At 52.6% G+C, this 22190-nt stretch carries 17 protein-coding genes; 13 read left to right on the forward strand and 4 right to left on the reverse strand.

Annotation, left to right across the window (positions count from 1 at the left end; genetic code table 11):
- Positions 1-7: 7 nt before the first annotated feature.
- The 6 genes from msbA (at position 8) to KQJ19_RS12310 (ending at position 6038) form a co-directional block, all read left to right on the forward strand.
- Positions 8-1756, forward strand: coding sequence for a lipid A ABC transporter ATP-binding protein/permease MsbA (msbA, locus tag KQJ19_RS12285; protein ID WP_047501171.1), 1749 nt, complete (start codon positions 8-10; stop codon positions 1754-1756).
- Positions 1753-2730 (forward strand): tetraacyldisaccharide 4'-kinase, encoded by a 978-nt coding sequence (gene lpxK / locus KQJ19_RS12290; RefSeq protein WP_047359381.1) that lies wholly within the window; start codon positions 1753-1755, stop codon positions 2728-2730. Before msbA ends, lpxK begins: the two co-directional genes overlap by 4 nt.
- Before the next feature lie 41 nt (positions 2731-2771).
- Positions 2772-4004, forward strand: coding sequence for a winged helix-turn-helix domain-containing protein (locus KQJ19_RS12295; protein ID WP_216403700.1), 1233 nt, complete (start codon positions 2772-2774; stop codon positions 4002-4004).
- Between the two features lie 51 nt (positions 4005-4055).
- The gene (ycaR, locus tag KQJ19_RS12300; protein ID WP_003035793.1) at positions 4056-4238 is read left to right on the forward strand and encodes a protein YcaR; all 183 of its coding nucleotides are present in this window, start codon (positions 4056-4058) and stop codon (positions 4236-4238) included.
- Complete coding sequence (kdsB, locus tag KQJ19_RS12305; RefSeq protein WP_016152452.1) at positions 4235-4981, forward strand: 3-deoxy-manno-octulosonate cytidylyltransferase; 747 nt, start codon at positions 4235-4237, stop codon at positions 4979-4981. The genes ycaR and kdsB overlap by 4 nt, the downstream gene beginning before the upstream one ends.
- A 163-nt stretch (positions 4982-5144) precedes the next feature.
- Entirely contained in the window at positions 5145-6038 is an 894-nt protein-coding gene (locus tag KQJ19_RS12310; RefSeq protein WP_016152453.1) for a YcbJ family phosphotransferase, read from the forward strand.
- Positions 6039-6073: 35 nt separating this feature from the next.
- On the opposite strand, the gene elyC is transcribed toward KQJ19_RS12310, so the two are convergent.
- Positions 6074-6838, reverse strand: coding sequence for an envelope biogenesis factor ElyC (gene elyC, locus KQJ19_RS12315; protein ID WP_216403701.1), 765 nt, complete (start codon positions 6836-6838; stop codon positions 6074-6076).
- A gap of 135 nt (positions 6839-6973) precedes the next feature.
- Here elyC and cmoM point away from each other — a divergent pair, with 135 nt between their 5' ends.
- The 7 genes from cmoM (at position 6974) to KQJ19_RS12350 (ending at position 17647) form a co-directional block, all read left to right on the forward strand.
- On the forward strand, positions 6974-7777 hold the full coding sequence (gene cmoM, locus KQJ19_RS12320; protein WP_047501163.1) for a tRNA uridine 5-oxyacetic acid(34) methyltransferase CmoM: 804 nt from the start codon (positions 6974-6976) through the stop codon (positions 7775-7777).
- Entirely contained in the window at positions 7770-9092 is a 1323-nt protein-coding gene (mukF, locus tag KQJ19_RS12325; RefSeq protein WP_016156123.1) for a chromosome partition protein MukF, read from the forward strand. The genes cmoM and mukF overlap by 8 nt, the downstream gene beginning before the upstream one ends.
- A complete protein-coding gene (gene mukE / locus KQJ19_RS12330) occupies positions 9073-9777 on the forward strand; it encodes a chromosome partition protein MukE (RefSeq protein WP_016152457.1) in 705 nt (234 codons plus the stop codon). Before mukF ends, mukE begins: the two co-directional genes overlap by 20 nt.
- The gene (mukB, locus tag KQJ19_RS12335; protein ID WP_216403702.1) at positions 9777-14237 is read left to right on the forward strand and encodes a chromosome partition protein MukB; all 4461 of its coding nucleotides are present in this window, start codon (positions 9777-9779) and stop codon (positions 14235-14237) included. Before mukE ends, mukB begins: the two co-directional genes overlap by 1 nt.
- 256 nt (positions 14238-14493) lie before the next feature.
- Positions 14494-16245 (forward strand): L,D-transpeptidase, encoded by a 1752-nt coding sequence (gene ldtD, locus KQJ19_RS12340; RefSeq protein WP_016156125.1) that lies wholly within the window; start codon positions 14494-14496, stop codon positions 16243-16245.
- A gap of 177 nt (positions 16246-16422) precedes the next feature.
- Positions 16423-16971, forward strand: a complete 549-nt coding sequence (locus KQJ19_RS12345; protein WP_016152461.1) for a YcbK family protein — start codon at positions 16423-16425, stop codon at positions 16969-16971.
- Between the two features lie 28 nt (positions 16972-16999).
- Positions 17000-17647: an MBL fold metallo-hydrolase gene (locus tag KQJ19_RS12350; RefSeq protein WP_003035823.1), complete on the forward strand. Its 648-nt coding sequence runs from the start codon at positions 17000-17002 to the stop codon at positions 17645-17647.
- Between the two features lie 54 nt (positions 17648-17701).
- Here the strand turns inward: KQJ19_RS12350 and aspC are convergent, their stop codons facing one another.
- The 3 genes from aspC to asnS form a co-directional block, all read right to left on the reverse strand.
- Positions 17702-18892: an aspartate transaminase gene (gene aspC, locus KQJ19_RS12355; RefSeq protein ID WP_016152462.1), complete on the reverse strand. Its 1191-nt coding sequence runs from the start codon at positions 18890-18892 to the stop codon at positions 17702-17704.
- Between the two features lie 183 nt (positions 18893-19075).
- Entirely contained in the window at positions 19076-20149 is a 1074-nt protein-coding gene (gene ompF, locus KQJ19_RS12360) for a porin OmpF (protein WP_155574100.1), read from the reverse strand.
- A 600-nt stretch (positions 20150-20749) separates the two neighbouring features.
- On the reverse strand, positions 20750-22150 hold the full coding sequence (gene asnS, locus KQJ19_RS12365) for an asparagine--tRNA ligase (RefSeq protein ID WP_016152464.1): 1401 nt from the start codon (positions 22148-22150) through the stop codon (positions 20750-20752).
- Positions 22151-22190 lie beyond the last annotated feature (40 nt).

Genomic DNA, 22190 nt, shown 5'->3' on the forward strand with positions numbered 1-22190 from the left:
TTTTTGAATGCATAACGATAAAGATCTCTCTACGTGGCAGACGTTTCGCCGACTATGGCCAACCATAGCGCCTTTTAAATCGGGTCTGATCGTGGCGGGTATAGCGTTAATCCTGAACGCGGCCAGCGATACCTTCATGCTATCGCTCCTTAAGCCATTACTGGATGATGGTTTTGGTAAAACGGATCGCTCGGTGCTGCTGTGGATGCCGCTGGTGGTCATTGGACTAATGGTTCTTCGCGGATTCACCAGCTATGTCTCCAGCTACTGCATCTCATGGGTATCAGGCAAAGTGGTCATGACCATGCGTCGCCGCCTGTTTGGCCATATGATGGGCATGCCGGTCTCCTTTTTTGATAAACAGTCTACAGGTACGCTGTTGTCACGTATTACCTATGATTCAGAGCAGGTCGCATCATCGTCCTCCGGCGCGCTGATCACCGTGGTACGTGAAGGGGCTTCAATTATTGGCCTGTTTATCATGATGTTCTATTACAGCTGGCAGCTGTCATTGATCCTGATTGTACTGGCGCCAATTGTTTCAGTGGCGATTCGTATAGTTTCCAAGCGTTTTCGTAGCATCAGTAAAAATATGCAAAACACCATGGGTCAGGTTACGACCAGTGCGGAGCAGATGCTGAAAGGCCACAAAGAAGTTCTGATTTTTGGTGGTCAGGAAGTCGAAACTAAGCGCTTTGATAAAGTCAGCAATAAGATGCGTTTGCAGGGCATGAAGATGGTTTCCGCCTCTTCTATCTCCGATCCTATCATCCAGCTGATTGCGTCTCTGGCTCTGGCCTTCGTGTTGTATGCAGCCAGCTTCCCAAGCGTAATGGAAAACCTGACTGCAGGGACAATTACGGTTGTCTTCTCGTCAATGATCGCGCTGATGCGTCCGTTGAAATCGCTGACCAACGTCAACGCGCAGTTCCAGCGCGGTATGGCGGCCTGCCAGACCTTATTTACGATTCTGGATAGCGAGCAGGAAAAAGATGAAGGTACACGCGAAATCGAACGCGCTACCGGCAATCTCGAATTCCGCAACGTGACATTCACCTATCCTGGACGTGAAGTACCTGCGCTGCGCAACATCAACCTGAGTATCCCAGCGGGGAAAACCGTTGCCCTGGTTGGCCGTTCGGGTTCCGGGAAATCCACTATCGCCAGCTTGATCACGCGCTTCTATGATATTGATGAAGGGCAGATTCTGATGGACGGACACGATCTACGTGAATATACCCTGGCATCCCTGCGCGATCAGGTTGCGTTGGTTTCGCAGAATGTGCACCTGTTTAACGATACGGTTGCCAACAACATCGCCTACGCGCGTACCGATTTGTACAGCCGTGAGCAGATCGAAAAAGCGGCGAAAATGGCTTACGCCATGGATTTCATCAATAAGATGGACAATGGCCTGGATACGGTGATTGGCGAAAACGGCGTCCTGCTATCTGGTGGTCAGCGCCAGCGTATCGCTATTGCCCGCGCCTTGTTGCGTGACAGTCCGATTCTGATCCTTGATGAAGCAACGTCGGCACTCGATACCGAGTCTGAACGCGCAATTCAGGCTGCTCTGGATGAGCTTCAGAAAAACCGTACCTCCCTGGTGATTGCTCACCGCCTTTCTACCATTGAACAGGCGGATGAAATCATCGTGGTGGAAGACGGTATTATTGTTGAGCGTGGAACCCATAGCGAGCTGATTGAGCAGCGTGGGGTGTATGCACAATTACACAAAATGCAATTCGGTCAATGATCGCTCGAATCTGGTCTGGTGAGTCGCCGCTGTGGCGACTGTTACTCCCGCTCTCCTGGCTGTATGGCCTGGTCAGCGGGGGGATCCGCTTATGTTACAAGCTTGGGATTAAACGCGCGTGGCGTGCACCAGTCCCGGTTGTGGTGGTCGGAAACCTGACCGCTGGCGGCAATGGCAAAACGCCAGTGGTGATTTGGCTGGTTGAACAACTGCGTCAACGTGGGATTCGCGTGGGCGTGGTGTCGCGTGGTTATGGCGGGAAAGCGGCTGCTTACCCGCTGCTACTGACCGCAGATACCACTACGGCAGAAGCGGGTGATGAACCTGTGCTGATCGCCCAACGTACCGGCGTGCCCGTAGCGGTATCCCCGGTAAGATCGGATGCGGTCAAAGCCATTTTGGCCCAACACGATGTGCAGATTATTGTGACGGACGATGGGCTACAGCACTACCGTCTGGCGCGAGATGTTGAAATCGTGGTTATTGACGGAGAACGTCGGTTTGGCAATGGCTGGTGGCTTCCCGCGGGTCCCATGCGGGAACGCGCAGGCCGGCTTAAATCGGTGGATGCGACTATCGTTAACGGTGGCGTTGCGCAGCCAGGGGAAATCCCTATGCGACTTGAACCGGGGCTGGCCGTTAATTTACGTACGGGTGAACGCCGCGATGTGTCGCAGCTGTCCAATATTGTCGCCATGGCGGGCATTGGCCATCCACCGCGTTTTTTTGCCACGCTGGAAGCATGCGGTGCCAGCGTGCAAAAAAGTATTGCGCTGGCAGACCATCAGTCTCTGACCTACAGTGACGTCAGTGCGTTTGCAGACGCCGGGCAAACGCTGGTGATGACGGAAAAAGATGCGGTTAAGTGCCGTGCATTTGCCGATGAAAACTGGTGGTATTTACCTGTTGACGCTCATTTGTCAGGCGATCGGCCTGATATGTTGCTGGATAGCTTAATCTCGCTGACTCGCTAACTGATTCACGCTGCGGCAGCGAATCATTTATGAGGCCATAAATGTCGTTGCCGCGTCTTTCTTTAACGGATGCCCGTCATCTTCACCTTGCCGCTCAAGGGCTGCTGAAAAAAACACGCCGTCGGGCAACCCCAGCAGATATTCTTGCTACCATTTCGCGCATGTCGTTATTGCAAATCGATACCATCAATATTGTGTCGCGCAGCCCTTACCTGGTGCTGTTTAGTCGGTTGGGTGATTATTCGCCCCAGTGGCTGGATGACGCATTGCCGCGGGGCGAACTGATGGAATACTGGGCGCACGAGGCCTGCTTTTTGCCGCGTAGCGACTTTATGCTGATACGTCACCGCATGCTGGCCCCGGAGAAAATGGGCTGGAAGTATAAAGCGGAGTGGATGAAAGAACATGCGCATGAGATTGAGCAACTGCTCCAGCACATCCAGCATAACGGACCAGTACGCTCTGCCGATTTTGAGCATCTGCGCAAGGGGGCCAGCGGCTGGTGGGCATGGAAACCGCATAAGCGTCATCTTGAAGGCCTGTTCACCGCCGGGAAAGTGATGGTGGTGGAACGGCGTAATTTCCAGCGAGTGTATGATTTAACCCATCGCGTCATGCCGCACTGGGATGATGAACGCGACCGGCTTTCACAGGAAGAAGCTGAAAGCCTCATGCTGGATAACAGCGCCCGCAGTCTGGGGATTTTTCGCGAACAATGGCTGGCAGACTACTATCGCCTGAAGCGTCCGGCGCTAAAAAACTGGTGCAACGTACGTGCACAGCAGCAACAGATTATTCCTGTCGATGTCGAAGGGTTAGGAACCCTGTGGCTGCATAGCCACCTTCAGCCGCTGCTGGAGCAGGCATTGACGGGTAAATTAACGGCGACGCATAGCGCAGTATTATCACCCTTTGATCCGGTGGTCTGGGATCGTAAACGGGCAGAGCAGCTATTCGATTTTAGCTATCGGCTCGAATGTTACACGCCAGCACCGAAACGTCAGTATGGTTATTTCGTCTTGCCGCTGCTGCATCGCGGGCAGTTAGTTGGGCGGATGGATGCCAAAATGCACCGCAAAACGGGCGTACTGGAAGTGATTTCGCTGTGGTTACAGGATGGCGTCAAACCTGGGGTTACTCTGCAAAAAGGATTGTTTCAGGCGATCGATGATTTTGCCCGCTGGCAGCAGGCAACACGTGTGACGCTGGGACGCTATCCTGAAGGTTTATTTGCTGATGCACGCCATGGTTGGGAAATAGACCCAGCACGGTAAGCGATTATGTTAATATTTACGGATTCACAATCCGGTCCATCTGGAGGAACTATGGATCATCGTCTGCTTGAAATCATTGCCTGCCCGGTATGCAATGGCAAACTCTGGTTTAACCAGGAAAAACAGGAACTGATTTGTAAACTGGATAACCTTGCTTTCCCACTGCGTGATGGCATTCCCGTGTTACTGGAAACCGAAGCTCGCGTTCTGACTGCTGATGAGAGTAAATCATGAGTTTTGTGGTCATTATTCCTGCGCGTTATGCGTCCACACGTTTGCCGGGCAAGCCGCTGCTGGATATCAATGGCAAGCCGATGATCGTGCATGTGCTGGAGCGAGCGCGTGAATCTGGCGCTGAACGTATTATTGTTGCGACCGATCACGAAGATGTCGCTCGCGCGGTAGAAGCGGTGGGGGGGGAAGTATGCATGACCCGCGCCGATCACCAGTCCGGTACGGAGCGTCTGGCGGAAGTCGTCGAGAAATGTGGCTTTAGCGATGATACCGTTATTGTGAACGTACAGGGTGATGAGCCGATGATCCCGGCGGTCATTATTCGCCAGGTCGCTGAGAATCTAGCACAGCGCCAGGTCGGTATGGCGACCCTTGCTGCCCCGATTCACAGTGCGGAAGAGGCATTTAATCCGAATGCGGTGAAAGTCGTTCTGGACGCCGAAGGTTATGCGCTCTATTTTTCACGCGCGACCATTCCGTGGGATCGCGACCGTTTCGCTAAAAGCCTGGAAACGGTGGGTGACACCTTCCTGCGACATCTGGGTATTTACGGCTATCGCGCTGGTTTTATCCGCCGTTATGTTAACTGGCAGCCTAGCCCGCTTGAGCATATTGAAATGCTGGAGCAACTACGTGTGCTGTGGTACGGCGAAAAAATTCATGTTGCCGTCGCAAAAGAAGTACCCGGTACCGGCGTAGACACTGCCGAAGATCTTGAGCGCGTTCGCGCCGAAATGCGTTAGTTTTTCTCACGACACTCCCCCTGATGACGCGAATTTTTGGGAGGAGTGTCATATCGTTACGCTTTCCCGCCACTTTTCTTTTCATCAATTGATCTCATCCGGGTGACATCTGTCTGCACGACGCTCATTATGAAAGCAGTAGCATTTATGAGGGCAATCCGAAATGGAACAGTTGCGTGCCGAACTCAGTCATCTGTTGGGTGAAAAACTCAGTCGTATAGAATGCGTGAATGAAAAAGTGGATACGGCCCTGTGGTCACTGTACGACAGCCAGGGAAATCCGATGCCACTGATGGCGAGAAGTTTCACCACGCCGGGTATGGCGCAGCAGTTGGCATGGAAAACCTCCATGCTGGCGCGCAGCGGTACGGTGCGTATGCCCGTCATTTATGGAGTCTTAACCCACGAGGAACATCCCGGTCCTGATGTGCTACTGCTTGAGCGTTTACGTGGAGTGCCGGTGGAAGCGCCTGCCCGAACGCCCGAACGCTGGGAACATTTAAAAGATCAGATCGTAGAAGGTCTGCTGTCATGGCATCGGCAGGATAGTGCTGGCTGCGTGGGAATGGTGGATAACACGCAAGAGAATATCTGGCCATCCTGGTATCGTCAGCGGGTTGAGGTGCTGTGGACCACGTTAAATCAGTTCAACAATACCGGGCTAACGATGCAGGACAAGCGGATCCTGTTTCGCACCCGTGAGTGCTTACCTACCTTATTTGCAGGATTCAATGATAACTGCGTGCTGATCCACGGTAATTTCAGTTTACGTAGCATGCTCAAAGACGCCCGTAGCGATCAGCTTCTGGCTATGGTGGGACCGGGGTTGATGCTGTGGGCGCCAAGGGAATATGAACTGTTCCGCCTGATGGATAATGCGCTGGCGGAAAGCCTGCTTTGGCAATACCTGCAGCGCGCGCCAGTGGCGGAGTCATTCATCTGGCGGCGCTGGTTGTATGTGTTATGGGATGAAGTGACGCAATTGGTCAACACCGGACGCTTTAATCGTTCCAACTTTGACCTGGCAACGAAATCATTGCTGCCGTGGCTCGCATGATAAACATGTGAACATCTTATCAGGCAACATTCCTGTCAATGTTCCGATCCTTTCAGCCACTGCCAGATGCGTCCCAGGGTTTCGTAACCAACGCGATCGCTGTGCATCAACCAGACGGGTGAAGGTATAGCGCGCTCCCACGGATTAAGCGGTGAATCAATTGCTAACTGATTGGCTGGCGCTGGCAGCGGATGCAAGCCGGCCTGCTGGAAGAAGATCATCGCCCGCGGTAAGTGGGAGGCAGAGGTTACCAGCAGGAACGGCGCATTGCCGATGGCTTTCTTTACCGCTGCGGCTTCTTCTTCGGTATCTGTGGGGTGATCCAGGGTGATGATTTCATCGGCTGGCACCCCCAGCGACTGCGCTACGCGGGCGCCAGCTTCTGCGGTACTGACGTTATTCGTCTTTGCAGCAGCGCCGGTAAAGATGAGCTTCGATCCCGGGTTTGCGCGCCATAGGCGAATACCTTCATTCAGACGTGGAAGGCTGTTGCTGATCAGATTTGAACTCGGCGCCCACTGCGGATTCCAGGTATACCCTCCGCCCAGCACCACAATATATTCTACTTTTTGCGAACCTTGCCACGTTGGATAACTGTCCTCAATCGGTTTCAACAGTCTGTCGGCGACGGGCTGTAAACTAAGGAGTAACAGTGCCAGCCAACTCAGGCTAATACACACTTTCCCTGTTTTTTGAAAGCGACTGAACCAGACCAGCGCCAGGCCAATACCCATCATAATTAGCATCAGTGGCAGCGGCAGCATCATACCGCCAATCACTTTCTTCAGCGTAAAAAGCATCCTTTTTGGTTCCTTTTTTAACCATACAGCAGGGGATCTGCAGGGATATTACACCAGGAAGGTTCATTCTCGGCGTGGGTGTGACAAAATAGCGGTTTTACTTAGTCACCCTAAAGCCAGTATGCGGAGAGCCCGATGCGGGATCGCAATTTTGATGACATTGCAGAGAAGTTTTCCCGTAACATTTACGGCACCACCAAAGGTCAATTAAGACAGGCTATCCTTTGGCAGGATCTGGATCGATTACTGGAAACGTTCGGTGAGCAAAAACTGCACATTCTGGATGCCGGTGGTGGTGAAGGGCAAACGGCCATCAAAATGGCGGAACGAGGACATTTCGTCACATTATGCGATCTGTCTGGCGAGATGATCGCCCGAGCGCAACAGGCGGCAGAGGCAAAAGGTGTGAGCGGGAACATGCATTTTATACAATGCGCCGCTCAGGATGTTGCTTCGCATTTGGAAAGCCCGGTTGATCTGATATTGTTTCATGCTGTGCTGGAGTGGGTGACAGATCCGGTCAACGTGTTGCAGACTCTGTGGTCAGTATTGCGTTCAGGCGGCGCGCTGTCGTTAATGTTCTACAATGCTAACGGTCTGTTGATGCATAACATGGTCGCAGGGAACTTTGACTATGTGCAGGTGGGGATGCCGAAACGTAAAAAGCGCACGCTTTCACCGGACTACCCGCGCGATCCGGGGCAGGTCTACCAGTGGCTGGACGAGATCGGTTGGCAGATAACCGGTAAAACGGGCGTCCGTGTGTTTCATGATTATCTGCGAGATAAACATAAACAGCATGACGACTTTGAAATGTTACTTGAGTTAGAAACGCGCTATTGCCGCCAGGAACCGTATATCAGCCTTGGGCGCTATATTCATGTCACCGCGATTAAAAGTTCGGCCCGAGCCGCAGATGCAAGGATAATTTATGAGTGAATTTTCCCAGACAGTCCCCGAACTGGTTGCCTGGGCCAGAAAAAATGACTTCTCCATCTCTCTGCCGGTAGACAGACTTTCGTTCCTGCTGGCGGTCGCGACCCTGAACGGTGAGCGACTTGACGGCGAGATGAGTGAAGGTGAGCTGGTGGATGCGTTCCGCCATGTGAGTGATGCGTTTGAGCAAACCAGCGAAACCATCGGCGTACGCGCCAACAACGCGATCAACGATATGGTGCGTCAACGTCTGCTGAACCGCTTTACCAGCGAGCAGGCGGAAGGCAACGCTATATATCGTTTAACGCCATTGGGAATTGGCATCACGGATTACTACATTCGTCAGCGCGAATTCTCTACGCTGCGTCTTTCAATGCAGCTGTCGATTGTTGCAGGTGAACTAAAGCGTGCGGCGGATGCGGCAGCGGAAGGTGGCGATGAGTTCCACTGGCATCGTAACGTCTACGCGCCATTGAAATACTCGGTGGCGGAGATTTTTGACAGTATCGATCTGACCCAGCGCATCATGGATGAACAGCAGCAGCAGGTAAAAGACGACATCGCACAGTTGCTTAATAAAGACTGGCGGGCGGCGATCTCCAGCTGTGAACTGCTGCTCTCTGAAACGTCTGGTACGCTGCGTGAACTGCAGGATACGCTGGAAGCGGCGGGGGATAAGCTACAGGCTCACCTGTTACACATCCAGGACGCCACGATGACGCATGACGATTTGCATTTCGTCGATCGGTTGGTGTTTGACTTACAAAGTAAGCTCGACCGCATTATCAGTTGGGGTCAGCAGTCCATTGATTTATGGATCGGCTACGATCGTCACGTGCATAAGTTTATCCGTACCGCGATCGATATGGATAAAAACCGCGTCTTTGCCCAGCGTTTGCGCCAGTCCGTGCAGACATACTTTGACGATCCGTGGGCGCTAACCTATGCCAACGCCGATCGTCTGCTGGATATGCGTGACGAAGAGATGGTGCTGCGTGACGAAGAGGTCACCGGCGAGCTTCCGGAAGATCTGGAATATGAAGAATTTAACGAGATCCGTGAACAGTTGGCGGCGATCATCGAAGAACAGCTAGCTATCTACAAATCCAGACAAACACCACTGGATCTCGGTTTGGTCGTGCGCGAGTATCTGGCGCAATACCCACGTGCGCGTCATTTCGACGTCGCGCGCATAGTTATCGATCAGGCGGTACGCCTTGGCGTAGCGCAAGCAGACTTCACCGGACTGCCAGCCAAATGGCAGCCGATTAATGATTACGGAGCCAAGGTACAGGCGCATGTCATTGACAAATATTGAACAAGTGATGCCGGTAAAGCTGGCGCAGGCGCTGGCGAATCCGTTATTTCCGGCGCTGGACAGCGCCTTACGTTCGGGCCGCCATATCGGTCTGGATGAACTGGATAATCATGCCTTCCTGATGGATTTTCAGGAATATTTTGAAGAGTTTTACAGCCGCTATAACGTGGAATTGATCCGTGCGCCGGAAGGGTTCTTCTACCTTCGCCCGCGTTCAACGACGCTCATTCCCCGTTCGGTCCTGTCTGAACTGGACATGATGGTCGGTAAAATTCTTTGCTATCTCTATCTCAGCCCGGAACGCCTGGCGAATGAAGGGATTTTTACCCAGCAAGAGTTGTACGACGAGCTGCTAACGCTGGCTGATGAAGCGAAGCTGCTGAAACTGGTGAACAATCGTTCAACCGGTTCGGATGTTGATCGCCAGAAGCTACAGGAAAAAGTTCGTTCTTCGCTAAACCGTCTGCGCCGTTTAGGCATGGTGTGGTTTATGGGTCACGACAGCAGCAAATTCCGTATTACGGAATCAGTCTTCCGCTTTGGCGCGGACGTGCGCAGCGGTGACGATCCGCGCGAAGCGCAGCGTCGCTTAATTCGTGATGGCGAAGCGATGCCGGTCGAGAACCGCCTGCAGCTCAACGATGAGCCCGAAGAGAATCAGCCGGACAGTGGAGAAGAAGAATAATGATTGAACGCGGTAAATTTCGCTCACTTACGCTGATTAACTGGAATGGTTTTTTTGCCCGTACATTCGACCTTGATGAACTGGTTACCACGCTGTCCGGCGGTAACGGTGCGGGTAAGTCCACCACCATGGCGGCATTTGTTACAGCGCTCATCCCGGACTTAACCCTGCTGCATTTCCGTAACACCACCGAAGCCGGTGCAACCAGTGGTTCACGTGATAAGGGCCTGCACGGTAAGTTGAAAGCGGGCGTCTGTTACTCAATGCTCGACGTCCTCAACTCGCGCCATCAGCGCGTGGTCGTGGGGGTGCGTCTGCAACAGGTTGCCGGTCGCGATCGTAAAGTGGATATCAAACCGTTTGCCATTCAGGGACTGCCGATGTCGGTGCAGCCAACCCAACTGGTGACGGAAACGCTGAATGAACGCCAGGCGCGCGTGCTGTCCCTCTCTGAGCTGAAAGAGAAGCTTGATGAGATGGAAGGCGTGCAGTTTAAACAGTTCAACTCAATCACCGATTATCACTCACTGATGTTCGATCTGGGCATCATCGCCCGTCGTCTGCGTTCCGCGTCTGACCGTAGTAAATTCTATCGTCTGATTGAAGCCTCGCTGTACGGTGGGATCTCCAGTGCCATTACCCGTTCACTGCGTGACTACCTGCTGCCGGAAAACAGCGGCGTACGTAAAGCCTTCCAGGATATGGAAGCTGCGCTGCGTGAAAACCGCATGACGCTGGAAGCGATTCGCGTAACTCAGTCTGACCGCGATCTGTTTAAGCATTTGATCAGCGAAGCGACCAACTATGTGGCCGCGGATTATATGCGTCACGCCAACGAACGTCGTATCCATCTTGATAAAGCGCTGGAATATCGTCGTGAGCTGCATACTTCACGCAAGCAGCTGGCCGCGGAGCAGTATAAGCACGTGGATATGGCGCGCGAACTGGGCGAGCATAACGGCGCGGAAGGCGATCTGGAGGCTGATTACCAGGCCGCGAGCGATCACCTGAATCTGGTGCAAACCGCGCTGCGTCAGCAGGAAAAAATTGAACGCTACGAAGCGGATCTTGAAGAACTGCAGGTCCGTCTCGAAGAACAAAATGAGGTGGTCGCGGAAGCCGTTGACCGCCAGGATGAAAACGAAGCCCGCGCAGAAGCCGCGGAACTGGAAGTGGATGAGCTGAAAAGCCAGCTTGCCGATTATCAGCAAGCGCTGGACGTCCAGCAAACGCGAGCCATCCAGTATACCCAGGCGATCCAGGCGCTGAATCGGGCGAAAGAGCTCTGTCACTTACCGGATCTGACCGCCGACAGCGCTGCTGAATGGCTGGAAACCTTCCAGGCTAAAGAGCAGGAAGCCACTGAAAAACTGCTGACGCTGGAACAAAAAATGAGCGTGGCGCAAACCGCGCACAGCCAGTTCGAACAGGCTTATCAGCTGGTGGCGGCTATCAATGGCCCGCTGGCGCGTGGTGAAGCCTGGAGCGTGGCGCGTGAACTGCTGCGGGAAGGCGTTGAACAGCGCCACCTGGCGGAACAGGTTCAGCCGTTGCGTATGCGACTCAGCGAACTGGAGCAGCGTCTGCGCGAACAGCAAGACGCCGAACGTCTGCTGGCTGAATTCTGCAAGCGTCAGGGTAAACAGTTCGATATCGATGAGCTGGAAGCGCTGCACCAGGAGCTGGAAGAACGTATCGCCGCCTTGTCGGACAGCGTCTCTTCTGCCAGCGAACAGCGTATGACGTTGCGTCAGGAGCAGGAACAGCTGCAGTCTCGTATCCAGCATCTGATGAAACGTGCGCCTGTCTGGCTGGCCGCGCAGAATAGCCTGAATCAGCTTAGCGAGCAGTGTGGCGAAGAGTTTACCTCAAGCCAGGACGTGACCGAGTATCTGCAACAACTGCTGGAGCGCGAGCGTGAAGCCATTGTTGAGCGTGATGAAGTCGGTGCGCGCAAAAATGCAGTTGATGAAGAGATCGAACGTTTAAGTCAGCCGGGCGGGGCGGAAGATCAGCGTCTGAACGCGCTGGCGGAGCGCTTCGGTGGCGTTCTGCTGTCAGAAATCTATGACGACGTTAGCCTTGAAGATGCGCCGTACTTCTCTGCGCTGTACGGTCCTTCGCGTCATGCCATCGTGGTGCCGGATCTGTCGCTGATTACCGAGCAGCTTGATGGGCTGACGGATTGTCCGGAAGATCTCTATTTCATCGAAGGGGATCCGCAGTCGTTTGATGACAGCGTTTTCAGCGTTGATGAGCTGGAAAAAGCAGTAGTGGTGAAAACCGCCGAGCGTCAGTGGCGTTATTCCCGCTTCCCGACGGTGCCGATTTTTGGCCGTGCAGCGCGCGAAAGCCGTATCGAAACCCTGCATGCCGAGCGTGAAGGGCTGTCTGAACGTTTCGCAACGCTCTCCTTTGACGTCCAGAAAACCCAGCGTCTGCATCAGGCGTTCAGTCGTTTCATTGGCAGTCATTTGTCGGTGGCGTTTGAAGCCGATCCGGAAGCGGAAATTCGCCAACTGAATGGCCGTCGCGTTGAACTGGAACGGGCGCTGACCAATCATGAAAATGATAATCAGCAAAGCCGTATGCAGTTTGAGCAGGCGAAAGAGGGGGTCTCCGCTCTTAACCGCCTTCTCCCGCGTTTGAATCTGCTGGCGGATGACACGCTGGCCGATCGCGTGGACGAAATTCGTGAGCGCCTGGATGAAGCCCAGGAAGCAGCGCGTTTTGTACAGCAACATGGCAACCAGTTAGCCAAACTGGAACCGATTGTTTCGGTCCTGCAAAATGACCCTGAGCAGTTTGAACAACTGAAGGAAGACTACGCGTATTCCCAGCAGATGCAGCGCGATGCGCGTCAGCAAGCTTTTGCCCTGACCGAAGTGGTGCAGCGCCGGGCGCACTTTAGCTATTCCGACTCTGCTGAAATGCTTAGCGGCAACAGCGATCTGAACGAAAAACTGCGTGAGCGCCTGGAACAGGCGGAAGCTGAACGTACCCGCGCCCGTGAAGCGCTACGCAGTCACGCTGCACAGTTAAGCCAGTACAACCAGGTCATGGCGTCGCTGAAAAGCTCCTATGACACCAAAAAAGAGCTGCTTAACGATTTACAACGTGAACTGCAGGATATTGGCGTTCGTGCGGACAGCGGTGCAGAAGAGCGCGCGCGTATTCGTCGTGATGAACTGCATGCGCAGCTCAGCAACAACCGTGCGCGCCGTAACCAACTGGAAAAAGCGCTGACCTTCTGCGAAGCGGAGATGGAAAACCTGACCCGCAGGCTGCGCAAGCTGGAACGTGATTATTTTGAGATGCGCGAGCAGGTGGTTACCGCGAAAGCCGGATGGTGTGCGGTGATGCGGATGGTGAAAGATAACGGCGTTGAACGCCGCCTGCACCGTCGTGAGCTGGCGTATCTTTCCGGTGATGAACTGCGCTCGATGTCGGATAAGGCGCTTGGTGCGCTGCGCCTGGCGGTTGCGGATAACGAACACCTGCGTGATGTACTGCGCATGTCTGAAGATCCAAAACGTCCAGAGCGTAAAATTCAGTTCTTTGTCGCGGTTTATCAGCATCTGCGTGAGCGTATTCGCCAGGATATTATCCGTACCGACGATCCGGTTGAAGCGATCGAACAGATGGAGATTGAGCTGAGCCGTCTGACGGAAGAATTAACGTCCCGCGAACAGAAACTGGCGATCAGCTCTCGCAGCGTGGCGAATATCATTCGTAAGACCATTCAGCGCGAACAGAACCGTATTCGCATGCTGAACCAGGGGCTGCAAAGCGTGTCGTTTGGCCAGGTAAACAGCGTTCGTCTGAACGTCAACGTACGCGAGACGCATGCTACCTTGCTGGACGTACTTTCCGAACAGCATGAGCAGCACCAGGATCTGTTTAACAGCAATCGTCTGACCTTCTCTGAAGCGCTGGCGAAGTTGTATCAGCGTCTGAATCCGCAGATTGATATGGGGCAACGTACGCCGCAAACCATTGGTGAAGAACTGCTGGATTACCGTAACTATCTGGAAATGGAAGTTGAAGTTAACCGTGGCTCTGACGGCTGGCTGCGTGCTGAATCTGGCGCGCTGTCAACGGGTGAAGCGATCGGGACCGGGATGTCTATTCTGGTGATGGTTGTGCAAAGCTGGGAAGACGAAGGGCGTAGACTGCGCGGGAAAGATATTTCTCCTTGCCGTCTGCTGTTCCTTGATGAAGCTGCGCGACTTGATGCACGCTCTATCGCGACTCTGTTTGAACTGTGCGAGCGTCTGCAAATGCAGCTGATTATCGCAGCCCCAGAAAACATTAGCCCGGAGAAAGGCACCACCTACAAACTGGTGCGTAAAGTCTTCCAGAACACCGAACACGTTCACGTGGTCGGTCTGCGCGGGTTTGCGCCTCAGTTACCTGAGCCGCTGCCTGGCACCGAAGATGCCTCCTCGCAGGCAAGCTAAATAAAAGGCGGCTAAATGGCCGCCTTCATTTTTTCCGGAAATTCTCAATAACTGGTGTAATTTCTTTAAACTTCTTTACATTAGGTTAGGCAAAAATTTTTTCATGTTTATATACTAAAGGTAAGCCTAACGCGTCACAGGCTTGCTCGTCATACTTCAGCTTGTATTGGCGTTTTACAGGTTCGGCCCCGCCAAAATAAGGGGAAGACATACGGCCTGGCTACTCAAAGTATGATAAAAAAACAGGGGGCAAGGGATGTTGCTTAATAAAATGTGTGGTCGTCGGCTGTCGGCAATTAGTTTGTGCCTGGCCGTAACATTCGCTCCACTGTTCAATGCGCAGGCCGATGAGCCTGAAATGATCCCTGGCGATAGCTCAGCGACCGTCAGTGAACAGCCAACAGCGTTATCGCAGCCGCAGGCTCAATCTTCCGCGACGGCTATCATGGCAGGTATCCAACCACTGCCCGAGGGCGTGTCAGTTGATAAAGCCCGCGCCGAATTACAATCTCAACTTCCAGCGGGCTTCACACCGGTTTATATGAGCCAACTGGAACTGCTGTATGCCGCACGCGAAATGAAACCGATGTGGGAAAATCGTGATGCGGTAAAAGCCTTTCAGCAACAGTTAGCTGAAGTGGCGATTGCCGGCTTTCAGCCGCAGTTCACCACCTGGGTTGCTCTACTGACTGACCCGGCAGTAACCGGTCAGGCGCGAGATATCGTGCTCTCAGATGCGATGATGGGGTATCTGCACTTTATTGCCAACATCCCCGTCAAAGGTAATCGCTGGCTCTATAGCGATAAGCCCTATGCGCTGACGACGCCGCCGATTTCCGTGATCAACCAATGGCAAGTCGCGCTGGATAACGGTCAACTGACTTCGTTTGTCGCCAGCCTGGCACCGCAACATCCGCAGTACGCAGCAATGCATGAATCGCTGCTCAAACTGGTGGGTGATACGCGGCCCTGGCCGCAACTGACCAGTACCGCGACGCTGCGTCCGGGGGAGTGGAGTAACGACATCCCTGCGCTGCGTGAAATTTTGCGCCGTACCGGGATGCTGGAGTCTGTTGTCAGTACGGCTGCCAAAGAAGGCCGTAGCGCTTACGATCGTGAACTTGTTGACGCGGTTAAGCGGTTTCAGACGTGGCAGGGGCTTGGGGCCGATGGCGCGATTGGCCCTGCCACGCGTGACTGGCTGAACGTGACGCCCGCTCAACGTGCGGGCGTACTGGCGTTAAATATTCAGCGCTTGCGCCTGCTGCCGGGTACGCTGTCTACCGGTATTATGGTGAATATTCCTGCCTACTCGCTGGTGTATTATCAAAACGGCAATCAGGTGCTGGCCTCGCGCGTTATCGTCGGACGTCCCGATCGTAAAACGCCGATGATGAGCAGTGCGCTGAATAACGTGGTCGTTAACCCGCCGTGGAACGTGCCGCCGACGCTGGCCCGGAAGGATATTCTGCCTAAGGTTTGGAATGATCCGGGGTATCTTGAGCGTCACGGCTATACCGTAATGCGCGGCTGGAACAGCAAAGAGACGATAGATCCGTGGCAGGTTGACTGGGCCACCATCACCGCCTCCAATCTGCCGTTCCGCTTCCAGCAGGCTCCGGGAGCGCGTAACTCGCTCGGACGCTATAAATTCAATATGCCGAGTTCGGATGCTATTTATCTGCACGATACGCCGAACCACACTCTGTTCCAGAAGGATTCGCGGGCGTTAAGCTCCGGTTGCGTGCGCGTGAACAAGGCATCTGAGCTGGCGAATATGCTGCTACAGGATGCGGGGTGGAATGATACGCGCATCTCGGATGCCCTGAAGCAAGGGGATACAAGGTACGTGAATATTCGCCAGAATATCCCCGTCAACCTCTACTATCTGACCGCATTTGTTGGCCCGGATGGTCGCACGCAGTATCGTACAGATATTTACAATTACGATCAGACAGCGCGATCCAGTGCACAAATTGTGTCAAAAGCTGAACAATTAATCAGATAAATGAAGCAGTTCGAGGAAAATAATTGTCGTAAGTTATGCTGGAAACGGGGCGAAATGGCTGCAAGCCCCGTATTTCCTGGGGTTGGGAGCCTTGACGTGGACTACTTAGCCAGATAAGGTTTCCCGCGTGCGCTAGAGCATACATACGATAACATTGACCTTGTAGACCTTAAAACCATGGACAAATTTGACGCTAATCGCCGCAAACTGCTGGCGCTTGGTGGTATTGCCCTCGGCGCTGCCATCCTGCCTACGCCTGCGTTTGCTACACTCTCTACCCCACGTCCGCGCATTTTGACTCTGAATAACCTGCATACCGGTGAGTCAATAAAAGCAGAGTTTTTTGATGGCAGGGGCTATATTCAGGACGAATTAGCTAAACTTAATCACTTTTTCCGTGATTTTCGTGCGAATAAAGTGAAATCCATCGATCCGGGATTGTTCGATCAACTCTTCCGTCTGCAGGGCCTGCTGGGCACGCGTAAACCCGTACAGCTTATTTCTGGTTACCGCTCTATTGATACCAATAATGAATTACGTGCGCACAGCCGCGGTGTGGCAAAGAAAAGCTACCACACGAAAGGGCAGGCCATGGATTTCCATATTGAAGGCATCGCATTAAGTAATATTCGCAAAGCTGCGTTATCTATGCGCGCAGGTGGTGTAGGATACTACCCACGCAGTAACTTTGTGCATATTGACACCGGACCGGCGCGTCATTGGTGATCCATAAGCTTAATGAAACAGGAGCCGTATGAACTATCGTATTATTCCGGTCACTGCATTCGCCCAGAACTGCTCGTTAATCTGGTGTGAGCAAACCCGTCTGGCTGCGCTGGTCGATCCCGGCGGCGATGCTGAGAAAATCAAACAGGAAGTCGATGCCAGTGGCCTGACGCTAATGCAGATCCTGCTCACCCATGGTCATCTTGATCACGTAGGTGCGGCGGCTGAACTGGCACAGCATTATGGTGTACCGGTTATTGGTCCGGAAAAAGAAGATGAGTTCTGGTTACAAGGACTTCCTGCTCAGAGTCGCATGTTTGGCCTGGGCGATTGTGAGCCGCTGACGCCCGATCGCTGGTTGAATGAAGGCGACCGGGTAAGCGTGGGTAACGTGACGTTGCAGGTACTGCATTGCCCGGGTCACACGCCGGGACATGTGGTCTTCTTTGATGAACAATCAAAGCTACTGATTTCTGGTGACGTGATTTTCAAAGGCGGCGTAGGGCGCAGCGATTTTCCTCGCGGAGATCATAGTCAATTGATTGATTCGATTAAACGTAAACTGTTGCCGTTGGGCGATGACGTGACGTTTATTCCGGGTCACGGCCCACTTTCGACGTTGGGCAACGAACGGCTACATAATCCGTTCCTGCAGGATGAAATGCCAGTCTGGTAACACCGCAGATAAATGAAAAAGGCCGCTATTGCGGCCTTTTTAGTACGCGATAGATTACAGTACTGCGACAATCGCTTCGCACAGCGGCGCCATGTTATCTGGCGTCATTCCTGCTACGTTCACACGTCCGGAAGCGACGGCATAGACACCAAACTCTTCACGCAGACGCAGAACCTGCTCTTTGGTCAGGCCGCTGAATGAGAACATGCCGTTCTGTTTGATGATAAAGCTGAAATCGCGGTTCGCACCTTTCTCTTGCAGCGTATTCACAAACAGCAAACGCATGCGTTGGATGCGTTGACGCATATCAGTCAGTTCCTGCTCCCAGATAGCGCGCAGGGCATCGTTGCTCAGGATGGTTGCTACAACCGATGCACCGTGTGCTGGTGGGTTGGAATAGTTGGCACGAATGACGGATTTCATCTGGCTAAACGCGCGGTCGACGGTTTCAGCATCGGCTGCAACCAGCGTACAGGCGCCTACGCGCTCATTGTACAGACCAAAGTTCTTGGAGTAGGAGCTGGCGACGATCAGCTCTTTGTGCAGCGCAGCGAATGCGCGCAGACCTTCTGCATCTTCTTCCAGACCGCGGGCAAAGCCCTGGTATGCGAAGTCAAACAGCGGCAACCAACCTTTTTCGACAGAAAGCTGAGCCAGCGTTTGCCACTGCTCCAGCGTAGGATCGATACCGGTTGGGTTATGGCAGCAGCCGTGGAATAACACCACGTCGCCAGCCTGCGCTTCGCTGAGGCTTGCCAGCAGCGCATCAAAGTCTAATGAGTGGTTCGCGGCATCGTAATAGTTGTATTCACGAACTTCCAGACCGGCAGAGTTAAAGACGCTCTTATGGTTTGGCCAGCTTGGATTGCTCACCCATACGCGTTTAGCTGAGGTGTTTTTTGCCAGGAAATCAGCGGCCACACGCAGTGCGCCAGTGCCGCCAGGGGTCTGTGCTGTACGCGCACGTTTGTCGTTGATAAGCGAACTTTCTTTACCAAACAGTAATTCCTGAGTGCAGCGACCAAACTCTGGAATACCGTCGATGCCAAGGTAATTTTTGGTGGTTTCATTTTCCAGTATATATTGCTCGGCTTTTTTAACGCTGGTCAGTACCGGCGTTTTGCCTGTCTCATCTTTATATACACCGATCCCAAGGTTTATTTTTCCTGGGCGGTCATCGGCACGAAACAAATCAGCCAGACCCAAAATGGGGTCGGCAGGAGCGGCAGTAATGTTCTCAAACATGACGAGGTTCCATAGTGATTACAGAAGGGAAGTCCGCTATCAGGTTAACGGTAGATTTACAAAATGCCAACCGTTACTGACGAAAAGCCGAGGTGTTTTTTTAAGACGCAAGAATCCGCTAGCAGAGATAAAAAAACAGGACCGAAGTCCTGTTTTTAAGGCATTTAACAAAGAGGTCTGCTATTAGAACTGGTAAACGATACCCACTGCAACGGTGTCGTCAGAGCCTACGCCCAGTTTGTTGTCAGAATCGATCTGGTTGATGATGTAATCAACATAGGTGGACATGTTTTTGTTGAAGTAGTAAGTCGCACCCACTTCGAAGTAGTTCACCAGATCTACGTCGCCGATTCCTTCGATGTCCTTACCTTTAGATTTGGTATAGGCGAGGGACGGACGCAGGCCGAAGTCGAACTGGTACTGAGCAACCAACAGGACGTCTTCAGTTTTGTTAGCATAACCGTTAGAGATACGGGTTGCGTTACGGGTTTCGCTGTAGTTCGCCGCCAGGTAGATGTTGTTAGCATCGTATTTCACGCCGGTCGCCCACTGCTCAGCTTTCGCGCCGCGACCATAGGTCAGTTGCTCTTGCGCGTTGGTACGGTCAGCTGCACCGTAAGCACCTACGATACCGAAACCATCCATTTCGTAGCTTACGGAACCGCCAACGCCGTCACCGTTAGAGCGACGTGCGTCATCACGCTCGTTTTTGCCCAGGTACTGAACAGCGAAGTTCAGGCCTTCAACCAAACCGAAGAAGTTAGAGTTACGGTAAGTTGCGAGACCGCCGTTACGCTGGGAGAAGAACTGGTCGGAAGCAGCAGTGTCACCACCGAATTCTGGCAGCATATCGGTGTAACCCAGTGCATCGTAAACGACGCCGTAGTTACGACCGTAATCGAAGGAGCCTGCATCACCGAATTTCAGACCGGCAAACGCCAGACGGGTTTTGTTGCCATTCTGAGCATCATCACCGCCTTCAGAGTTATTGCCGCTGAACTGGTATTCCCACTGGCCGTAACCGGTCAGTTGGTCGTTAATCTGAGTTTCCCCTTTGAAACCAAGACGGGCGTAAGTCTGATCGCCATTAGGTGCGTAGGCATTGTCACCGTTGTGCTTGGAAAAATAGTGCAGACCTACTGCTTTACCGTACAGGTCTACTTTGTTGCCATCTTTGTTATAGATTTCTGCAGCGTTAGCTGCCCCGGCTACCAGCAGAGCAGGGATAACCACTGCCAGAATATTGCGCTTCATCATTATTTATTACCCTCATCGGTTTTTATATGACACCTGCCACTGCCGCCAATAATTTCCGTCAATAAAAATTTACGGAACTATTGATGAGAGTTTGGTGTCTTTATGTGTCTGACAGGCATCTTTCCATTCAAACTATCGTTTCGCTACCGTCAAAGTGCTACAAATATAAAGATTTGGTTTCAAAAAGAAAAAGTGTGTAACAAAATGTTATTTTTGTGCAACTTTGTGAACAACTTCAAATTTCAGATGTCCGTGCGCTAAAAATCACCACTTCTATTTCTATTTATATGATTTTCTTATATTTAATTTAGATAAACTCCTTTTTTCTCTGTTCTGCCATAAAGTTCATGGTTTACAGATAGCTATTTCTGGACGTCTGGAATGCCGTGCAAATGGTCAGAAAATGTACTATTTAATCAGAAAATGCTAATCCACAATAAAAACGCTGATTATTTTTTGTTCAAATATATTGCGGTGAAATATTACGTAACAGGAAGGGGGAAGGCGAAGGGTTGTGTTAAACGCGGGAGGGGGATCCCAAAACGTGAAGCGGTGACAAAAAAAGCCAGCAATGCTGGCTTTTGTATTAAAAATGCAGGGTTAGAACGTGGCGTTACGCGGGGTACGCGGGAACGGAATAACGTCACGGACGTTCTGCACGCCGGTCACGTAAGCGATCAAACGCTCAAAGCCCAAACCGAAGCCGGAATGTGGAACGGTACCGTAGCGACGCAGGTCGCGATACCACCAGTAATCTTCTTTGTTCAGACCCATTTCCAGCATACGGGCATCCAGTACGTCCAGACGCTCTTCACGCTGAGAACCACCGATGATTTCACCGATTCCCGGAGCCAGGACGTCCATTGCTGCAACGGTTTTACCGTCTTCGTTGAGGCGCATATAAAACGCTTTGATATCTTTCGGGTAGTTTTTAACGACGACCGGCGCTTTAAAGTGCTCTTCAGCAAGATAACGTTCGTGCTCAGAAGAGAGATCCACACCCCAGTAAACCGGGTTTTCGAACTGTTTGCCGCATTTTTCCAGAATGCTTACCGCGTCGGTGTAATCCACCTGCGCGAAGTCAGCCTCAATGAAACGTTCCAGGCGTGAAATCGCGTCTTTGTCGACACGTTCGGCGAAGAATTTCATATCATCCGCACGCTCAGCCAGTACGGCTTTGAACGCGTACTTCAGCATCGCTTCAGCCAGGCCTGCAACATCGTTCAGGTCGGCGAAAGCCACTTCCGGTTCCAGCATCCAGAACTCTGCCAGGTGACGACTGGTATTAGAGTTTTCTGCACGGAACGTCGGGCCAAAGGTATAAATTTTGGACAGAGCACAGGCGTAGGTTTCGCCGTTCAGCTGACCGGAAACGGTCAGGAAAGCTTCTTTACCAAAGAAGTCTTTGTCGAAATCGACTTTGCCCTGATCGTTACGCGGCAGGTTTTCCAGATCCAGCGTAGACACGCGGAACATTTCACCGGCACCTTCCGTATCGGAAGCGGTGATCAGCGGAGTCGATACCCAAAAGAAACCCTGCTCGTGGAAGAAGCGATGCAGCGCTTGCGCCAGCGTATGACGTACACGCGCGACGGCACCAATCATGTTGGTACGTGGGCGCATGTGCGCCACTTCACGCAGATACTCAATGCTGTGACGCTTAGCCGCCATTGGATAGGTATCAGGATCTTCAACCCAGCCGGCTACTTCAACCTCAGTGGCCTGAATTTCAAAGCTCTGTCCTTGTCCAGGTGATGCAACGACTTTACCCGTTACGATAACTGAACAACCCGTCGTCAGGCGCAGTACGTCCTGATTGTAATTGGGCAGAGAATTATTGATGACGGCCTGTACAGGATCAAAGCAGGAACCGTCATAAACGGCGAGGAAGGAGATGCCAGCTTTTGAATCTCGGCGGGTACGCACCCATCCGCGCACGGTGACTTCGCTGTCAACGGCTACGCGGCCCTGGAGTACGTCGGCTACAGGCACAACGCTCATAATATTCTCTCTGTTAATAGTCGGATATATAAACACATGT

Origin of the sequence: Citrobacter sp. S46_ASV_140, assembly GCF_018919545.1 — a bacterium.
Lineage (GTDB): Bacteria > Pseudomonadota > Gammaproteobacteria > Enterobacterales > Enterobacteriaceae > Citrobacter > Citrobacter braakii.

Bases quoted from the DNA above. Each gene is read 5' to 3' on its own strand.
- mukF (WP_016156123.1), top strand. From the start codon at position 7,770: ATGAGTGAATTTTCCCAGACAGTCCCCGAACTGGTTGCCTGGGCCAGA.
- kdsB (WP_016152452.1), top strand. From the start codon at position 4,235: ATGAGTTTTGTGGTCATTATTCCTGCGCGTTATGCGTCCACACGTTTG.
- KQJ19_RS12345 (WP_016152461.1), top strand. From the start codon at position 16,423: ATGGACAAATTTGACGCTAATCGCCGCAAACTGCTGGCGCTTGGTGGT.
- lpxK (WP_047359381.1), top strand. From the start codon at position 1,753: ATGATCGCTCGAATCTGGTCTGGTGAGTCGCCGCTGTGGCGACTGTTA.
- ldtD (WP_016156125.1), top strand. From the start codon at position 14,494: ATGTTGCTTAATAAAATGTGTGGTCGTCGGCTGTCGGCAATTAGTTTG.
- aspC (WP_016152462.1), bottom strand. From the start codon at position 18,892: ATGTTTGAGAACATTACTGCCGCTCCTGCCGACCCCATTTTGGGTCTG.
- ycaR (WP_003035793.1), top strand. From the start codon at position 4,056: ATGGATCATCGTCTGCTTGAAATCATTGCCTGCCCGGTATGCAATGGC.
- mukB (WP_216403702.1), top strand. From the start codon at position 9,777: ATGATTGAACGCGGTAAATTTCGCTCACTTACGCTGATTAACTGGAAT.
- KQJ19_RS12295 (WP_216403700.1), top strand. From the start codon at position 2,772: ATGTCGTTGCCGCGTCTTTCTTTAACGGATGCCCGTCATCTTCACCTT.
- ompF (WP_155574100.1), bottom strand. From the start codon at position 20,149: ATGATGAAGCGCAATATTCTGGCAGTGGTTATCCCTGCTCTGCTGGTA.
- KQJ19_RS12350 (WP_003035823.1), top strand. From the start codon at position 17,000: ATGAACTATCGTATTATTCCGGTCACTGCATTCGCCCAGAACTGCTCG.
- elyC (WP_216403701.1), bottom strand. From the start codon at position 6,838: ATGCTTTTTACGCTGAAGAAAGTGATTGGCGGTATGATGCTGCCGCTG.
- cmoM (WP_047501163.1), top strand. From the start codon at position 6,974: ATGCGGGATCGCAATTTTGATGACATTGCAGAGAAGTTTTCCCGTAAC.
- msbA (WP_047501171.1), top strand. From the start codon at position 8: ATGCATAACGATAAAGATCTCTCTACGTGGCAGACGTTTCGCCGACTA.
- KQJ19_RS12310 (WP_016152453.1), top strand. From the start codon at position 5,145: ATGGAACAGTTGCGTGCCGAACTCAGTCATCTGTTGGGTGAAAAACTC.
- asnS (WP_016152464.1), bottom strand. From the start codon at position 22,150: ATGAGCGTTGTGCCTGTAGCCGACGTACTCCAGGGCCGCGTAGCCGTT.
- mukE (WP_016152457.1), top strand. From the start codon at position 9,073: ATGTCATTGACAAATATTGAACAAGTGATGCCGGTAAAGCTGGCGCAG.